General features: G+C 42.0%; 10 protein-coding genes. All 10 read left to right on the forward strand.

The window, feature by feature from the left end; all coding sequences use genetic code 11:
• Nucleotides 1-85 precede the first annotated feature (85 nt).
• The 10 genes from IR083_RS14505 (at nt 86) to IR083_RS14550 (ending at nt 18,548) form a co-directional block, all read left to right on the forward strand.
• Nucleotides 86-1,150, forward strand: a complete 1,065-nt coding sequence (locus tag IR083_RS14505; RefSeq protein WP_194224859.1) for a hypothetical protein — start codon at nt 86-88, stop codon at nt 1,148-1,150.
• A gap of 402 nt (nt 1,151-1,552) precedes the next feature.
• Nucleotides 1,553-3,178, forward strand: a complete 1,626-nt coding sequence (locus IR083_RS14510) for a DUF6377 domain-containing protein (RefSeq protein ID WP_006799994.1) — start codon at nt 1,553-1,555, stop codon at nt 3,176-3,178.
• A 200-nt stretch (nt 3,179-3,378) separates the two neighbouring features.
• A complete protein-coding gene (locus IR083_RS14515; RefSeq protein WP_006799993.1) occupies nt 3,379-4,770 on the forward strand; it encodes an SGNH/GDSL hydrolase family protein in 1,392 nt (463 codons plus the stop codon).
• Nucleotides 4,771-4,958: 188 nt separating this feature from the next.
• Complete coding sequence (locus IR083_RS14520; protein WP_194224860.1) at nt 4,959-7,493, forward strand: glycoside hydrolase family 38 C-terminal domain-containing protein; 2,535 nt, start codon at nt 4,959-4,961, stop codon at nt 7,491-7,493.
• Between the two features lie 30 nt (nt 7,494-7,523).
• Complete coding sequence (locus tag IR083_RS14525) at nt 7,524-9,851, forward strand: GH92 family glycosyl hydrolase (RefSeq protein WP_242052426.1); 2,328 nt, start codon at nt 7,524-7,526, stop codon at nt 9,849-9,851.
• A gap of 182 nt (nt 9,852-10,033) precedes the next feature.
• Complete coding sequence (locus IR083_RS14530) at nt 10,034-11,866, forward strand: RagB/SusD family nutrient uptake outer membrane protein (RefSeq protein WP_006799990.1); 1,833 nt, start codon at nt 10,034-10,036, stop codon at nt 11,864-11,866.
• A gap of 40 nt (nt 11,867-11,906) precedes the next feature.
• On the forward strand, nt 11,907-12,362 hold the full coding sequence (locus IR083_RS14535) for a DUF5004 domain-containing protein (protein ID WP_044216152.1): 456 nt from the start codon (nt 11,907-11,909) through the stop codon (nt 12,360-12,362).
• Between the two features lie 11 nt (nt 12,363-12,373).
• A complete protein-coding gene (locus tag IR083_RS14540) occupies nt 12,374-13,525 on the forward strand; it encodes a DUF4961 domain-containing protein (protein ID WP_006799988.1) in 1,152 nt (383 codons plus the stop codon).
• Between the two features lie 39 nt (nt 13,526-13,564).
• On the forward strand, nt 13,565-16,750 hold the full coding sequence (locus IR083_RS14545) for a SusC/RagA family TonB-linked outer membrane protein (protein WP_194224862.1): 3,186 nt from the start codon (nt 13,565-13,567) through the stop codon (nt 16,748-16,750).
• A 13-nt stretch (nt 16,751-16,763) separates the two neighbouring features.
• A complete protein-coding gene (locus IR083_RS14550) occupies nt 16,764-18,548 on the forward strand; it encodes a RagB/SusD family nutrient uptake outer membrane protein (protein WP_044216150.1) in 1,785 nt (594 codons plus the stop codon).
• Nucleotides 18,549-18,566: the final 18 nt, after the last annotated feature.

Below are 18,566 nucleotides of genomic sequence, written 5' to 3' on the forward strand. Positions count from 1 at the left end.
AAAATATTATACTCACCCCCGTATTTATTTTCAATTATTTTATACATTTGTTCAAGTTAATCGTTTTATTAAAACTAGAAATATTATGAAGAATATAATTAACATTGCTTTACTCTGCCTATTACCATTATTATCAAAAACACAGCCTGCAAATCTTAAATTCGAAAATCTGGCAACTCCCGATACTGGCAAAATATGGATACAACCATGTCAAGGAAGGCCGGCAATGGCAATATGGGGACACACAAATGGCCTTTCTGTCGCGATTCCCCAATTAAACATTATGCCCAGAGGACTAATTAGAATCTTCACGCCCTATTTAAACCATGACCGACACGTAGTCACAAACTTTATAGCAATGGAGCCTGTACCTTCAGGACAAGAACAACGGGGACTCTCGGAACTGGAGATGAGTAGTTGGGATCCCGACATCAGAGGTAAACGCTTTTGGAGTTCAGATAATGCAAATCAAACCTCCGGCAGTAATGAAATATTTCCGGCAAGAGGAATTATTGAAAAAGAGAATGGCATAGAAACGTTAAGCGTCTACATTTTTTCAGAGCCATTCGATAATGGGGCAAAAGTATATGTCCGGTTGCGTTTTTTTCAGAATCGCCCCTATGAATTTGAGCTGACAAGCTATACTTATGAAAACTCAATTGAGCTGAATAACTTTATTCTGACCGCCACTATGGGAAATAAGGCCCGCCTGAGGACACTGTATCTCGACAAATATGAAAAGAGTTCTGCCGACATATGGCCTTATTACACAGATGATGCTTTTACTCCACACACCTTCTTTCCATTAAAGGACATGATACAAGATGCTAAAGGATTTGCCTACTTTATAGTAGCTCCAAACGAGAAGGACCCCTCTACTGCTATTTATGCAGAAGGCACACATCAACATTGGAAATATACCGGAAAAGTAGCTACACAATATTGGATAAGTACAAATCCGAGTAAAGAAACACAAGGAATTGTCAATGGGCGCTATACGTACTGGGCAAGTAAATCACCAATTCCGGGAGGAATTTCATTTGAAAATTTTGAAATAAAGGAGCCTTTCAAAAATGGAAACCGATATATATTTGGTATTACACCTGAATCTCCTTTGGACTTTATTAAAAAAGTACGCGAGGACAATTAATCGTATTTGGAATCTTCAATACCCCATTCAGTATATCATAACCATCAGCATATTCATGTTCATAGGTATCTCAATAAAAGTCCACCATTATTGGGACAAAAAAATTAATCTCTCTCCCTGTTTCTTTCCATCGTGCGTATACGCTCTCTACGCAATAACTGGAGTTTTTTCCCCTTGCGGATAAACCGTGTGATATAAGCATTGTTTTGCATGAGTATGTTATTAACCAAGACTGTTATTGTCATTAACCAATCAGGCTTACATGATGGTTTTCTCTATGACGGCAGGTTTCCTTTCTCTTACCTGAATAAGCAGTACCCAAAAGAAATATCACGCTGCCATATGATTATTATATCAGATTTATATGTACTTTTATCCGTGACATAAGAATCTTATAACTAAATGAAAAAGACACTTCTCATCCTACTTTGTATTATATACAATACAACAGGGTACATATATTCCAAAAATGAAATAGACTCTCTTCTTAGAGTTCTGGATAAAACTATCTCCGAACGCCCTACATATATGAAGGAAAAGATACTAAGAATAGAGCGTCTTAAATTAAAATTAAACAATAGTCTTCCTCTGAATAAAACATTTAGCATAAATGAAGATATTATCGCCGAATACGAATCTTTTGCTTGTGATTCCGCTATTGCATACATTGATAAAAATATAGAAATAGCTAAAAAATTAAACAATAAAGATTTTTTATCTCAAAGCAAACTGAAGCTTTCTTTTGTACTGTCCTTGTCCGGTTCATTCACTCAGGCTCTGGAAGAATTAAACAGCATAGATTATAAAGAACTGCCTACGCATCTGAAATCCATGTATTGCTGGACATATATACGATACTACGAAAACCTTATAAAATATACCGACGATCCTCAATATGAGAAAAAGTATCAGACAGAGAAAATGCATTACAGGGATACAGTCATGTCCTATCTTGGGGTAGGGACAGATATGTATGTAAAGGAGGAAGCGTTTAAGCTTCAGGATGAAGGTCGCTACAATGAGGCTCAGCAGATACTATCCGATATATTTTCCAAACAGGAACTTCGGACACACAACTATGCAATGTCTGCAATGAGTCTGGCATTGGTTAATAAATATCTGAAAAATAGCGAACTGGAAGAAAAGTATCTTATTCTGGCTGCAATAACAGATACTCAGCTTGCCGTGAAAGAAAACGAGGCGCTTTTGGCATTGGCTATAAACCTATATAACAAAGGTGATGTAAATAGAGCATATAATTATATAAGAGCGGCTCTCGATGATGCAAACTTCTATAACTCCCGTTTCAGGAATACGATGATTGCACGCGTACAGCCTATTATAGAAGATACATACCTGAACAAAATAGAACAGCAGAAGAAAAACCTGAAAGCGTATGCTGTTATTATCAGCTTGTTTGTTATTGTACTGGCAATCGCTTTATTCTTCATATACAAGCAGATAAAAATAGTATCCCGGGCAAGGAAAAACCTGAAGGCTATGAATGAAAAGTTGGCCAGTATCAACCAGAAACTGGACGAAGCAAGCCTTATAAAAGAGAAATATATCGGTTACTTTATGAATCAATGTGCCGTATATATTGACAAACTGGATGATTACAGGAAAAATGTAAACCGTAAGATAAAAGCAGGCCAGATAGACGAATTGTACAATATGACTGCTTCCACCCGCAGTTTTGAAAAAGACGTGGAGGAACTTTACACCACCTTCGATAAAGCATTCTTTAAGATATATCCCAACTTTGTGGAAGAATTCAATGCCTTACTCAGAAAAGAAGAGCGTTACAAACTGGAGAAAGAACAATTAAATACCGAGCTCCGGATTTTTGCCCTGATAAGATTGGGCATAACGGATGTCAACCAGATAGCCGTCTTCTTACGTTATTCCATTCAGACGATCTATAATTATAAAAGTAAAATAAAAGGAAAGGCTATAGTAGAAAGCGAAAGTTTTGAAGAAGAAGTGAAGAAAATAGGAGCTTTTTCTCTCAAAGAAGGTTCTATCTGATTTACCAAAACAAATAAAAATTAAATTGATAAATTATTGACACACAATACTTTCATCATATTTTAATCTAAAAATAACTTACTTAAAGGCTTACTTCGAACAGGGGTGAGCTTTTTTTGTAAATATATTTGCATATAGCTTCACGAAGCGGTATTATGTTAACCATATAAGTATAACTTAAAAACTAAAATTTAATACGGATGAAAAATATACTTGCCATCGTAATCTTTTTCACTTCACTATGTTTTTGCACAATCTCAAGTGCACAGAACGTCACTCCTTTCAAAGATGGAGAAAGAGTAGTATTTCTGGGAAACAGCATCACCCATGCCGGGCACTATCACTCATATATATGGCTTTATTATATGACTCATTTTCCTGAAATGAGGATTAAGATAATGAATTCCGGAATCGGAGGCGACAGAGCCATTGATATGGTAAAACGGCTGGACGGTGATGTTTTCAGTAAGAACCCCACAGTCATAATAGCTACTTTCGGCATGAACGACTCGGGTTACTTCGAATACAATGGAGATCAACCCGAAAAATTTGCGGACGAAAAGGTCAAAGAATCTTATGATGCTTATAAACAGATGGAAGCCAGGTTCAAAAATCTGGAAACCGCGAAGGTTGTACTCATGGGCAGTTCTCCTTACGACGAAACTGCTGTTATAGAAGGGAACACTCCTTTCAAGAATAAGAATAAGGCAATGCTCAGGATAGTCGATTTCCAACGCGAATCGGCAAAAAATAACGGATGGGAATTCTTCGATCTCAACGGGCCTATGACTGCCATCAATCAGCAATTCCAACAAAAAGACCCTAAGTTTACCCTTTGCGGGACCGACCGCATCCATCCCGATAATGACGGGCATATGGTAATGGCCTACCTGTTCCTCAAAGAGCAGGGATTTGCAGGTAAGGATGTTGCTGACATAAATATAGATGGCTCAAAGATGAACGTCGTATCTTCTTCGAACTGCGAAATTACCAACCTGAAAAAAACATCGACAGGAATTACATTCGACTATCTCGCAAAATCATTGCCATACCCGATGGATACAATATCCCGCGGATGGGGATATAAGAAAAGCCAGGCCGAAGTGGTAAAATCAGTTCCGTTTATTGATGAAATGAACAGAGAAATGCTGTCTGTAAAAGGACTGAAAGGAAATTATAAACTAATGATAGATGAGGAAAATATAGGAACATGGTCGGCGAAAGAACTGGCAGAGGGCATCAACCTTGCCACACTTACCAATACGCCACAGTACCAACAGGCTCTCAAGGTTATGTTTCTGAATGAAGAACGCTGGGAGATAGAGTGCCGTTTTCGTGAATACGCATGGGTGCGGTTCAACTTTTTCCTGAACAAAGGCATAACCGATCCGAATACCAGGGAAGCTATCAAGGTACTGGATAAATATAAAGGTAGCGATGGCTGGCTTAACGGCAGGCGCGATCTTTATTCGAAGGCAATGTATCCCGAAGTAAGACAGGCATGGCAGGATGAAATGGATTTACTTCTTTCAGCCATTTATGAAGTAAATACGCCTGTGAAAAGAAAGATAAATCTTGTACGCGTAAACTAAGACTGTGAATTGAATATTAATTGTAAGTAAGAAAAAAAATCAGAGAGTAATTATATTAAAACCACTTCACTTACGCTTGAATGAGAACTATAATCTAAATTCAAGCGGAGGGTGAAGAACACCCGGAGTAAAGGACTTCGACAATTTCATAAACCAACGTATTCGAAAAATAAACCCCCAATTAATATATGAAGCGGATTTTTGCTTTTGTACTGATATCTGTATCTATACTCGGAAAAGTATCTTCCCAGCAGCAGGCATACTTTGTCGACGGCTACCATGGCGGTGTCTACGGGCATTACCCGATGTGGGTAACCCAGTTTATGACAGATAAACTGTCCCAATACCCCGAGTGGCGCATCGGGCTCGAAATAGAGCCTGAGACGTGGGATACAGTGAAAGTAAAAGAGCCTGTTGCATATAACAATTTCAGAAATATCGTAACGGATAAAAGAATCGAGTTTACGAATCCTAGCTATACCCAACCCTATTTATACAACATATCAGGGGAAAGTATCATACGTCAGTTCGAATATGGAATTAAGAAGATACATCAACATTTCCCGGATGTGACTTTTACGACATATTCTGTAGAGGAACCCTGTTTTACAAGCAGTTTGCCACAAATCCTGAAATCGTTCGGATTCAAATATGCCGTACTTAAATGTCCGAATACCTGCTGGGGCGGATATACGGCAGCCTATGGCGGTGAACTGATTAACTGGGTCGGGCCTGACGGGACTGCAATCCTTACTGTGCCGCGCTATGCCTGCGAAGAATTGGAAGAAAACTCCACATGGCAAACCACGGCATGGGGCAACTCTGAAGCCTATCTCAAGGCATGCTTCGACTATGGAATAGAAAATCCTGTCGGGATGTGTTATCAGGATGCAGGATGGAAGAACGGGCCGTGGATCGGTCACGGAAATAAGATAAGGAACAACTCCGTATACGTGACATGGAAAGAGTATATAGAAGGTAAGTCGGTGGGTAGTACCTCTGATAATCTACACTTTTCACAGGAAAATATGCATATTAATCTGATGTGGGGAAGTCAGGTACTTCAGAAGATTGCACAGGAAGTACGCATATCCGAAAATAAAATTGTGATGGCCGAAAAAATAGCAGCTATGGCAACTATCGAGAATAATTATACCCCGTTGGAAACGTCGTTGGATGAAGCATGGCGTACCCTGATGTTGGCGCAACATCACGACTCATGGATAGTGCCTTACAACCGTCTGCATAAAAATCGCACATGGGCGCAGGAAATCACCCTGTGGACAAACAAAACAAATAAGATTTCGGATAATATCATTAAAGAAGCTACCGGAACTTATGATTCCGAAAATGCAACACATTTTCATAATTCAAGCTTTGTAAAAATATATAATACTTTGGCAACAAAAAGGTCGGAGTTAGTAACCGTAAGCTTGCCCGCTACCCGTGTCAGGCAGGGATTAGCGGTATATGATTCGAAGAAAAAGAGAATTCCTTCGTGTCGAAGACTCGAAGGAGATTCCATCTATCTCACCTTCAGAGCTGAGGTACCTTCTTTCGGTTATGCAACATACAGATTACAGGATGAGATACCAAATAAGGAAACATATTCCTCGGTAAAAAATAATTCAGAAGGCGATTATATACTGGAAAACGATATGTATAAGATCGTCATAGCCCCCGCAAAGGGAGGAACAATAAAAGGCCTGATTGCCAAAAAAGAGAAAAATAAGGAATATATCGACGCTGCCAACCAGTATAGCTTCGGGGAGTTGAGAGGTCATTTCTATGAGGAAGGAAAATATTACTCCACTGCCGACTCTCGGGCAAAAGTAACTGTATTGGAAGACAACGGTCTCAGAACCATCGTGAAAATAGAAGGGAGTATTTCTACCCACCCTTTCACTCAGATTATTACACTGAATAGTGGGCAGAAACGTATCGATTTCGATCTGACGGTAGATTGGAAGAGCAATGTTGGCATAGGTGAATACAAACAAGGTAGTAACTGGCGCGATAACAGGAGGGCATATGTAGACGACAGGTTCAAATTGAATATAATGTTCCCTGTCGGCTTATCTTCACCCAAATTGTATAAAAACGCTCCTTTCGATGTATGTGAAAGCAATCTCAAAAATACATTCTTCAATACATGGGACAGTATAAAGCACAATATAATACTTAACTGGGTAGACCTCGTCGATAAGGACGAAACATACGGCCTTACCCTTTTATCAGACCATACAACCTCTTATGCCTTTGGCGAGAATTATCCGTTAAGCCTCACCGCACAGTACTCAGGCATCGGACTATGGGGGATGGATTATAAAATAACCGGGCCACTGAAAATGAAATATGCTATCATTCCGCATACGGGAAAATGGGAAGAATCTCATGTATCGACCGAAAGCAACAAGTGGAATGAACCGTTAGTAGTTTCGCTTCTTGATAAAACTGCTACAGAGGACAAATCCTATTTCGACATAGGTAACTCAGGCTATGAGGTAACTGCATTTAAGGCTCACGGGGACGATCTTATCATCAGGCTGTTCAATGCCGAAGGAAATACTTCCGTACAGAAACTGAAGTTCGGATTTCCCGTATCATCAGTGGAAGAAGTTGATTTAAGAGGGAATATAATCACAGAAAATGTAATTGACAAAAACAGTATATCGCTGTCAATACCCCATTTCGGGATTAAGACATTATTAATAAAAAGATAAGATAGGAAAATAATTGAAATGATTGATACTATGCTAAAGATGACAACAGCACTTATAACGGTTCTTTGCCTGACGATAACGGGATGCACCACGGAAGTCAAAACAAAAAGTTCTGCCCCTTCCGATTATGTCAATCCGTTTATCGGAGCCAGTACCAGTGTCGGTGCTGCCGGAGTTTACCACGGACTGGGAAAAACATTTCCCGGCGCGGCCACACCATATGGAATGGTTCAGGTTAACCCCAATACGATAACAGGAGGAGACAATTCGCCGGGTTACAGTTACGAACATAAAACTATCGAGGGTTTTGCGTTCACACAAATGAGTGGTGTGGGTTGGTTCGGCGATATGGGAAATTTCCTTGTAATGCCTACCACCGGTGACCTGAAGATAATTGCGGGTAAAGAAGACGGGAGCATAAGCGGATACCGTTCGCTGTACGATAAGAAGACCGAAACCGCCAAAGCGGGATACTATTCGGTAAACCTGACCGATTATAATATCCGGGTAGAAGCCACGGCTGCACCGCATAGCGGAATGTTACGATTTACATTCCCCGAACATAAACGGTCGCGCATACAGATAGACCTGGCTCGAAGAGTTGGCGGGACATCTACATATCAATATGTAGAAGTAGTCAACGACAGCACTATACAAGGATGGATGAAGTGTACGCCGGATGGCGGCGGATGGGGTGATGGAGAAGGCAATACTGATTATACAGTGTTTTTCTATGCGCAATTCAGCCGTCCGTTGAACAATTACGGCTTCTGGAGCGCCGATATACCTGATAACTGGAAACGTAAACTCAACGATGTAACAAGCATACCTTATCTGAAGAGGATATCGGAAGCTAAAATTATCAAAGACGTTAAGGAGCTGGAAGGCAAACATCTGGGATTCTTTACCGAGTTCGATACGAAAAAAGATGAGGAGGTGACTCTGAAAGTGGGAATATCTTTTGTCGATATGGATGGTGCCGGCAAGAACTTCGAAGCGGAAATAGCAGATAAGAATTTCGACCTTGTCCGCAACGAGGCAAAAGCAAGCTGGGATAGGGAATTGGGCAAAATAAATATTACGGGAGGAACCGACGATCAGAAAACAATTTTCTACACATCCCTTTATCACACAATGATAGATCCGCGCATATATACCGATGTAGACGGGCGTTACACCGGTGGTGATAACCGGATATACAGCGATTCCACATTCACAAAACGCACCATATTCAGCGGATGGGATGTATTCCGCAGCCAGTTCCCTTTGCAAACCATTATTAACCCCGAAGTGGTAAACGATCAGTTGAACTCACTTATCACCCTTGCCGAACAAAGCGGACGCGAATATTACGAGCGCTGGGAAATCATGAACGCATACTCGGGCTGTATGATCGGGAATCCTGCCTTATCGGTTCTGGCAGATGCTTATGTGAAGGGTATCCGCAATTATGATATAGACAAAGCCTACAAGTATGCAGTGAATACATCGAAAAAATATGGCAATGACACCCTCGGCTATACAGCTTCGTCACTCAGCATATCCCATACGCTCGAGTATGCTTATGCCGATTGGTGTATATCCCGTATTGCCAGCAAAATGGGTAATAGCGACGATGAAAAACTGTTTTTGGAAAAAGGTCAGGCTTACAGGAATATCTTCGATAAGGAAAAGGGTTGGTTCCGCCCGCGGAAGGCAGACGGCTCTTGGGAAGAATGGCCTGAGAATGCGCTGTTTAAAGAATGGTACGGTTGCATAGAATCTAATTCTTACCAACAGGGGTGGTTTGTGCCTCACGATATTCCGGGTATGGTAGAATTGATGGGAGGGGAGGATAAGGTCGTTACCAATCTTACCAATCTCTTTGAAAAGACTCCCGACAATTTTTTGTGGAACGATTATTATAATCACGCCAACGAACCCGTACATCATATTCCTTTCCTGTTCAACCGCCTGAGACGACCCTGGCTTACACAAAAATGGACCCGTCACATATGCGATAAAGCCTATGCCAACAAAGTGGAAGGCATAGTGGGTAATGAAGATGTGGGCCAAATGTCGGCCTGGTATGTGCTTGCCGCTTCCGGAATACATCCTGTGTGCCCGGGAGACACACGTATGGAGATAACAAGCCCCGTATTTGACAAGATAGAATATAAGCTGGATTCGAAATACTTTAAGGGAGGGAAGTTTACCATAATAGCACACAATAATTCACCTGAAAATATATACATACAAAAAGCTTTGCTGAATGGAAAAGAATACAGAAACTGTTATATAGATTTTTCAATTATTGCAGACGGAGCCACATTAGAATTATTCATGAGTAACAAACCAAACAAAGACTGGGGTATATGAAATTTGAAGAAGTTTAGAAATATAATGCGGAGTAAATCACAAATACACTTTCTTATGGAATGAAAATAGCGGCTATAAGGGGATCATAATTTGATATATCCAAACAATGTTGATTGATCGACAGCTAGAGTTTTCCGGGTATTTAAATAGAAAGTTTTTATTAACCTAATACATTAATATGTATGAAAAACATTTTATATTTATTATTAACGTTAACAGTCGTATGGGGATGTTTTTCCTCCTGTAACGACAAAGGGTTTCTCGACGAAACCGTAACGACAGACCTTAATTACAATAGGGTTTTTTCCGACAGTGCGCTTACCGAGGGCTTTCTGGCCGAAATCTATCGGGATGTGGGTTTTGACGTGAAAGGTAATCGTTTCAGTACTGTATCGGATCAATTGGGCGGTCTTCAGACCGCATGCGACGAAGCCGAATTCAGGATGTCTTCGGACGGTATAGCCGATGTGCAGTTTGCTTCAGGGACTGTCAATCCGGTAATTATAACCGATGACGCGTGGAAGATACCTTACCAGAATATCAGGAGGGTAAATATCTTCTTTAAAGGGATTGAGCAGGCTCCCCTGCTAGGTTCCCGTAAGGCTCGCCTCAAAGCCGAAGCCCGTTTTTTGAGAGCATGGTACTATCATATTATGGTCAGGCATTACGGGGGCGTGCCTTTAATCGGCGACACCATCTACGCTGACGGAGATAAACCGAAAGATACCCGCGATACATTCGAAGACTGCGTGAATTATATTGTTAAAGAATGTGAGACCGCCGCTACTGAAACCAATCTGCCCGTAAAACCTACGGGATCATACTATGGGCATGTGGGAAGAGGCGCCTGCAGGGCTTTGATCGCCCGCATAAAACTATTGGCCGCCAGTCCTCTTTATAACGGGAACAGCGATATAGTTGCCGGAACAAACGTTCCTGCCGAATTGGTCGGATATCCCGAGTATAGTAAGATGCGATGGAAAGAAGCTATGGATGCTGCAAACAACGTAATCTCTTTAGGGCAATACGGTTTGTATGTATTGCACATGGATCCTTTCAACAACAATAATCCCGATTCGGGACATGGTTTCTATGCTCTGTTCCAATCATTAAAAGACGAATATAAGCCCTCATCCCTCGTTGAATCAATACTCGATGACCGCAGCCTTGGCCGGGTAGCAAGAGAAAGCTGGTTTCAGCCTCCATCCCGTGGCGCTGCAAAGAGTGGATTTATCTATCAGAATCTGGTAGATGCGTTCCCGATGAAAAACGGAAAGCCAATCAGCGATCCGGCTTCAGGATATGATCCAAATAATCCATATGCAAACCGCGACCCGAGGTTCAATAATACCGTGGCCCACGACCAGACAATGATCGCATTAGCACCTAACAATAACCCCGACCCGATAAATGTTTATCGCAAAGCCGATGGTTCATCCAGTGGAAAAGACGCCGTGCATCAGGGTACGCCTACTGGCTATTATATCAACAAAATGGTCAGCCGTCATTTGGCAGCCAATGCTGTGCATGGTGAAAATGAGGCAACTCCTATCTTACGCTATGCCGAAATTTACATGGCCTATGCCGAAGCTATGAACGAATATGAGATGGGTGATGGCAACGGATCTCAACTAGTATCGCCAACTGATAAGACATACGAGGTACTGAAAGCGATCAGGGCACGAGCTGGAATAGAAGCCGGCGCTGACGGAATGTACGGGTTAAAACCGGATATGACACGGCTGGAAATGCGTCAGGCCATCCGTGACGAAAGACGGATCGAATTTGCTATAGAAGGCCATCGCTTTTTTGATGTAAGACGTTGGAAAATAGCTGAACAAACAGACAGCCAGATGATGACAGGTATGGAAGTCCGGCTGACAGCTGATGGAGGTAAGTCGTATACACGTTTCAATGTACGTCAACGTGTGTTCAGGAAGGCAATGTATTTCTGGCCTATCCCATATAAGGAAACCTCCAAGTCTCCCAACCTGATCCAAAATCCTAATTATTAAGATTAAACCTTTTTTCTAACTCTGTAAACAAAGATTCATTATGAGAAGATTAAATATAAAAATGATGTTTATGCTTTGTATTATGGTATGCTCTTTCCTTTCCTGTGATAAATTTAAAGATTCGAATGGGTACGACATCGAAGAACCTGCGAAAAATCTTGCCGGTTCATGGTATATTACCAAGGCGGCCAGGAATGGAATAGAAATCACCAAAGCTGTCGATTTCAGTGCCTTCAGAATTACCTTCAATGACGATAATACTTATACCATCGATAATTACCTTCCATTTCTGGTCCGTCAGGACGGGACATGGAATGTAAACGACCCCCAGTATCCCACACAACTACTGTTTAAGGAAGGAACTTCTACCGAATCCAACATTTCCCTTTTCGAATATCGGACAGTGAAAGGAGAACGCCAGATAACCCTCTCGTTCTCACCGGGATGTCAGAATAATGTATATTCCTATGTATTGGAACGCGCGTCTAATAATTAAAACAGAATGCTATGAAAACAAAATGCAAAGATAAAACATTGATATATAGAATATTGGGATGTATAATGTGTCTTATTGTATTTATCTCCTGCGGCATAGAATGGTTCACAGACCATGGGAGTAAATTCGATGATGAATATAAGGACAACAACTCGCCGGTCATTTATAAGACAAATTCCGTGAAGGCAGGCGAATACGCCGAATTTGTCATGTATATAAAATGCGGGTCGAATAAAGACGGTCAAATAAATAAATTGATCATAGCCGTTAATGTTCCAAAAGTATGGACAGACGCCAAAAACGCGATAGTAACATGGGAAGGTACCGGCAATGGTAAAAATCTGGAGGGAGAACATAAGATGTCGCCGATCCCTGATGGAACCTCCCCTGCGAGAAAGCCGGGCCTGACTTGGGATCAAGCGCTCCTCAACAAATTCGGAGGGGAAAACCCGAATGTACTGGACGATACCCAATGGGTGGCATTTGTGTCTGATGACGCGGCCACAATCGATAACGGAGGCGGTGCGTATGATGTATACGTAAAAATAAAAATAAAAATGAAAACCGGTCCGGACAACCTGAGGGCGAAAATCGGATTCTTCGCAAACTATGAAAACGACGGATTAAGTGAGTATGATCCAAATAGCAATGAAGTAGGGCCAGACCACTGGAAAGCGATGTGGAGCCCCGATTGCTTTGAAGTGACGGATGGCGAAGGCGCCGAACCGATAGACTTCTGCCAGTATCATTTCTATCAGGTGACTCCGGGCAATGCTACTCAAAATGATATTCTTACATTCAGGTATATTGGTGATTATTACAATAACCAGTTGATTAATGAAAGTAATATCTACCTGAATGCCAAAGCCCACACCGCTAATGGTAATACATATACAGTAGACGAAATATCAGACAAAACAAAGTTGCTGAAAGATTCCAGATGGGGAGTAATGTGGAGTGCGACACTGTGGCCTGAAGGCTTTTTCGGCGTACCAGCAAACGAGACTATCACTCATATCGAATATTATTTTACAAATGCGGACGGTTCCCGATATGTCGACAAATATGATGACGAACAAGCAGGAAAAGACGATCCGGCCGGAGACGACGATCATTCGACAAGAGAGAAAAAACCGTTTGTCTACAATTTCATTTGTAAATGAGATCAATGTATAATTTTTTTATAATTAAAACCGGAATTTATGTATAATTCAATATATAAAAAGATGAGTAAGAGCTGCTACTTCTTGCTTATGATCGTATGGTGGTTGTTGTCAGGGTACGGAACCGCTTATGCCCAGGAAAAGGCGGCTAACGACGCATCCGGCTTTTCGGGTGTAGTTGTCGACCAGTATGGGAGACCTGTACAGGGCGTGGAAATAGCCATAAAAACGAGCGGGTACAAGGCGGTAAGCGATGAAACAGGAACATTCGGAATCGATGCCGTCATTGGAAATACACTTATTCTCACACACCCTGATTATCTGATAAAAGAGATCAAGATTCCCAAAGACATCAAAAAGGGAACGGTATTCAAGGTAGATATAAAAGACAAGAAACTAAAAAATCCGGCCAATCTGGATGTCCCTTACGGAAAAACGATAGACAAAGAAACTTATCTGGGTGCGGCATCCACTATCTATACGGACGAAATAGCTCCTGCATTATCAGCTAATATACTGGGTGCATTATCGGGCAGGTTACCGGGCTTGTATGTTTCCCAAGGCAGAGGATACAGGAATACTTTCACCAACCAGAGTACAGTTAGCAATGCTTTTCTGGGCGGTCAGGCCGACGATTCCAGAGTAGGATATAACGACAATACGCAGTATGGTTTCTCATTGCGGGGAGCTTTTTCTCCGGTAGTGGTTGTCGATGGATTTCAGAGCGAACTCTTCAACCTCGATGTGGAAAGCATCGAATCGGTTTCGGTACAGAAAGACGCCTTGTCTTCCATGTTTCTGGGAGGAAGAAGTTCGCGTGGCGTAATGTATATTACTACTAAAAAACCGATAGCAGAAGGATTTAAAATATCATTCACCGGCAGGTATGGCATACAGGAACCAATAAAGACACCTAAGCCGCTCCCATCTTACCAATGGGCTTACCTGCTGAATGAGGCTCTGGTCAACGACGGCAAAAGTGGAGTATATACAGCCAATAACATAGAGTCGTTCCGCTACGGGAAAGATCCGATAGCATACCCTGATGTAAACTGGTACGATCAGATACTAAAAAACAACTCCGATATACAATCCTATAACTTAAACGCAACCGGAGGAAATAAAACAGCCCAATACTTCGTTAGTTTGGGATATTTCACCGAAAACGGGCTGCTACGCGAAAACGCGCAGAATACCTATAATACCAACCTCTCATACGACCGGTACATGGTAACTTCCAAGATTAACGTAAATGTGTTACCGGGGCTCAAAATGGGAGCTACCGTTATAGGGCGTATCGAGGAGGGGAATCAGCCGGGAGCAGGCACAAGCAGTATTATGAGCGATATATACACGCTTCCCGGAAGCGTATATCCGGTTTACAATCCAGATGGTTCTTATGGCGGAAGCAACAGCTACCAGAATAACCTGATGGCGAAAACTATTGGTTCGGGTTATATAAAAGATATTATGCGCGACGGATACGGTAATATTGTTATCGACCACGACATGGCATGGCTTGCCGAAGGCTTATCGGCGCGTATGGTAGGAAGCGTTGTTTCGCAAAGCCGCAGTGCCTTGGACCGCAGCAAGCAGGAACCTGTCTATCTTCGTACTCTGAATCCCGATGGGTCGTTGAGAGGCTATGAACGCTTTGGGAGTATAGTTCCGCAAAGGAATGGCTTCATCGGTGTATCAAACTTCCAGTATATGTATGGGCAGGTTGCACTGGACTATAAAAAAGTGATAAATAAATCGCATACTATAGAAGGAAATGTATTTGCTGACGTAAAAGAGGTTTTGGACAATTATCAATTGCCTGAAAAACCTGCAAATCTTAATGCAGAAGCCAAATACGACTATCAGCAGAAATATTTCGCCCAAGCGGCCGTATCCAGAAGCTACCTGAACAGGTATGCGCCGGGTAAAAGATGGGGGACGTTTTACGCTTTCGGCTTAGGATGGGATATCAGTAAGGAAGCATTTATGCAATCCATAGACTGGGTAAACAAACTAAAGCTACGTGCGGTGTTCGGACAAACGGGAAACAGTATCGGCCGCGACAATTATTACACATGGCGGCAACAATATGAAAGTAACGCTGTGAATGTTGCGGGTACAGGAGCTTATTATCCCCAGGGATCGAACTATACGGGCTTGTATGAAAATGTAGCAGTCGGACTTATCGAAACAAATCTCAGCTTGTCGAATCCGAACCTGACATGGGAAAGAGCCAATAAACTGAATATGGGACTCGATGCCAATCTGTTCGATAACAAACTTTGGATTACAGCTGATTTATACAGCGACAAACATTTCGATCTTTTAATGACCAGGGGGAAAAGCATAGAACTCATCGGGTTGAACTATCCTGCTGAAAATATTGGGAAGGTCCGGTATCAGGGTGCCGACCTCTCAGTAACTTATCAGGATAACATTGGAGATTTCAATTATTACGTGACCGGAAACTGGAGCATAAATCAATCGAAGATTTTATTCATGGACGAACAGAATGTTCCCGAAGAATACATGCGCAGGACAGGTAATCCCGCCGGAACCCGCTACGGACTTATTGCCGAAGGATTTTTCCAGACAAGGGAAGAGGTAGCAAACAGCCCGGTTATTTCCGGCTATAATATCGTCCCGGGCGACCTTAAATATAAGGATATGAATGGCGACGGAGTAATCAACGAATATGACCAGACTGCAATAGGCGGCAATAAACCTCTCTGTTTTTTTGGTCTGAACTTAGGATTTGAATACAAGGGATTTGAACTGTCAGCCTTATTTCAAGGCGCTTACAACCGTGAAATTTACTTCCCGGATGCAGGCTGGGAATATGCAACAGGGTTCATAGCATGGGGCAATACTTACAGTCAGGCATATGAACATGTGCTGAACCGCTGGACTCCCGAAACAGCTGAAACAGCTCTCTTCCCAAGACTTTCCACAAGTCCGAATTACAATGTTGCTCCTAATGGCATGAATAATTCATTCTGGTTGAAATCAGGAAATTACATACGATTAAAAAACCTGAATATAGCCTATACCCTCCCCGATTCATTTGCGCGAAATTATCTTGGCGGAGTGAAAGTAAAAGTATTTGTCGGTGGTCAGAATTTATGGACACAAGCTGCTTTCGATCTGGTTGACCCTGAAGTTGTAGATTTCAGGAACTATCCGGCGCTACGTGGCTTCAACACAGGGATCAACATCAAATTTTAGCATTCTCTAAAAAATGAAAGACATGAAAAATAAATTATATATCATACTGATAGGCCTGTTCTGCACGTTGTGGTCATGCAATGACTATGAAGATGTTCCTGTGGAAAAGCATACGCTTGAGTATGTGTTCTCAACTACAGATTCACTGGGTGTAGACGCAAAAAGGTATTTAAACAACATTTATAGTGTTTTGCGATACGGACACAATGGCATTGACGGAGACTATCTGGATGCAGCTTCGGACGATGCTGTCACATCGGTCAATTCGGAAAATCAAATCTATCAATTGCAGGTAGGCCGTTATTCACCTTTTGTACGCCTTACCGACATGGGATGGGCTAATTATTACAGGGGCATTCGCTGGTCGAATACGTTCATTAATAATATAGACGTGGTTCCATTCATGCAGACATATAACAATCACGCCGGTACAAAAATACCTCTCAACAGAGCATTAAAGGCCGAGGCTCGTTTCTTCAAAGCTCTTTATTATTTCGAACTTGTAAAGCGCTACGGCGGTGTGCCTTTGGTAGGCGATATTCCTTACGAATTGGGCGAACCGATGGAATTTCCACGTAATACGTTCGACGAATGTATAGAGTATATCGTAAATGAGCTCGACAATATCAAAGACAGCCTGCGCTCGGTTCCTATCGCCAATGTAGGAGCTGACGGCCATGTGGTGACATCAGGAGCGGCTATGGCTCTCAAAACAAGGGTATTGCTATATGCCGCAAGCCCATTATTTAACGAATCCCCTATCGAAGCCGGAAATCCGTATGTAGGCTATGATAAATACGATCCTGCCCGCTGGAAAAGGGCAGCCGATGCAGCAGAGAATTTCATCAAAGACTGGGGCCCTGGAGGAAATTATGGCGGATATGCTTTAATGAATGATTTCAGGGATGTATTCCTCTATTATTACGGGCCGTCTACAAATGAAGTCATATTCCATGTACAAGTACAGGACGGCCAGAAAAAAAGAGACGTGGAAGTAAACAACGGGCCGATAGGATTCTCCAGTGAAGCCAAAGGCAACGGACGCACCAGCCCTACACAGAATCTGGTAGATGCTTTCCCGATGAAGGACGGAAAACCGATAAGTGACATGAGTTCGAAATATACATATTCGGAACAATCGATGTACGACAACCGCGATCCCCGCCTCGATTACACAGTATTACATAACGGTTCACGCTGGCTTAGTTCGGTACTGGCCACATACATCGGCGGACGAAACAATCCGAGCGGAACTACCGAAACCACCACAAAAACGAGTTATTATCTGCGCAAGTTTATGGGTAAATACGAAGATAAGGAGAAATATGAAGAGACTCTCCGCAACTGGGTTCTATTCCGCTATGCAGAAATATTACTAAATTATGCAGAAGCCAAAAACGAATATGACCTTGCTTCTTCGAAAACAACAGCCGACGCCAAAGTGATCGAATATATCAGGGAAATAAGGAAAAGAGCCGGTATTGACGGTGACGACGGTACTTACGGCATAGCCGGTAACACAACCTGCGTAGCAATGAGGGAACTCATCCGCAACGAAAGAAGAATTGAAATGGCATTTGAGGAGCAACGCTTCTGGGATATACGGCGTTGGAAAACCGCTGAAGAGATTTTCAACAGCCCACTAAGAGGATTAGCACTGGTGATGAGGACAGGGAATATACAGATTGAACATATTGATGTTCTGAATGCAAAATTCGATCCGAAAAGATACCTATATCCTATACCATACAGCGAAGTAAACAAAAACAGTAACATGGTTCAAAACCCAGGCTGGTAACAAAGCTATGTTTATCAA

Origin of the sequence: Dysgonomonas sp. GY75, assembly GCF_015234155.1 — a bacterium.
Lineage (GTDB): Bacteria > Bacteroidota > Bacteroidia > Bacteroidales > Dysgonomonadaceae > Dysgonomonas > Dysgonomonas gadei.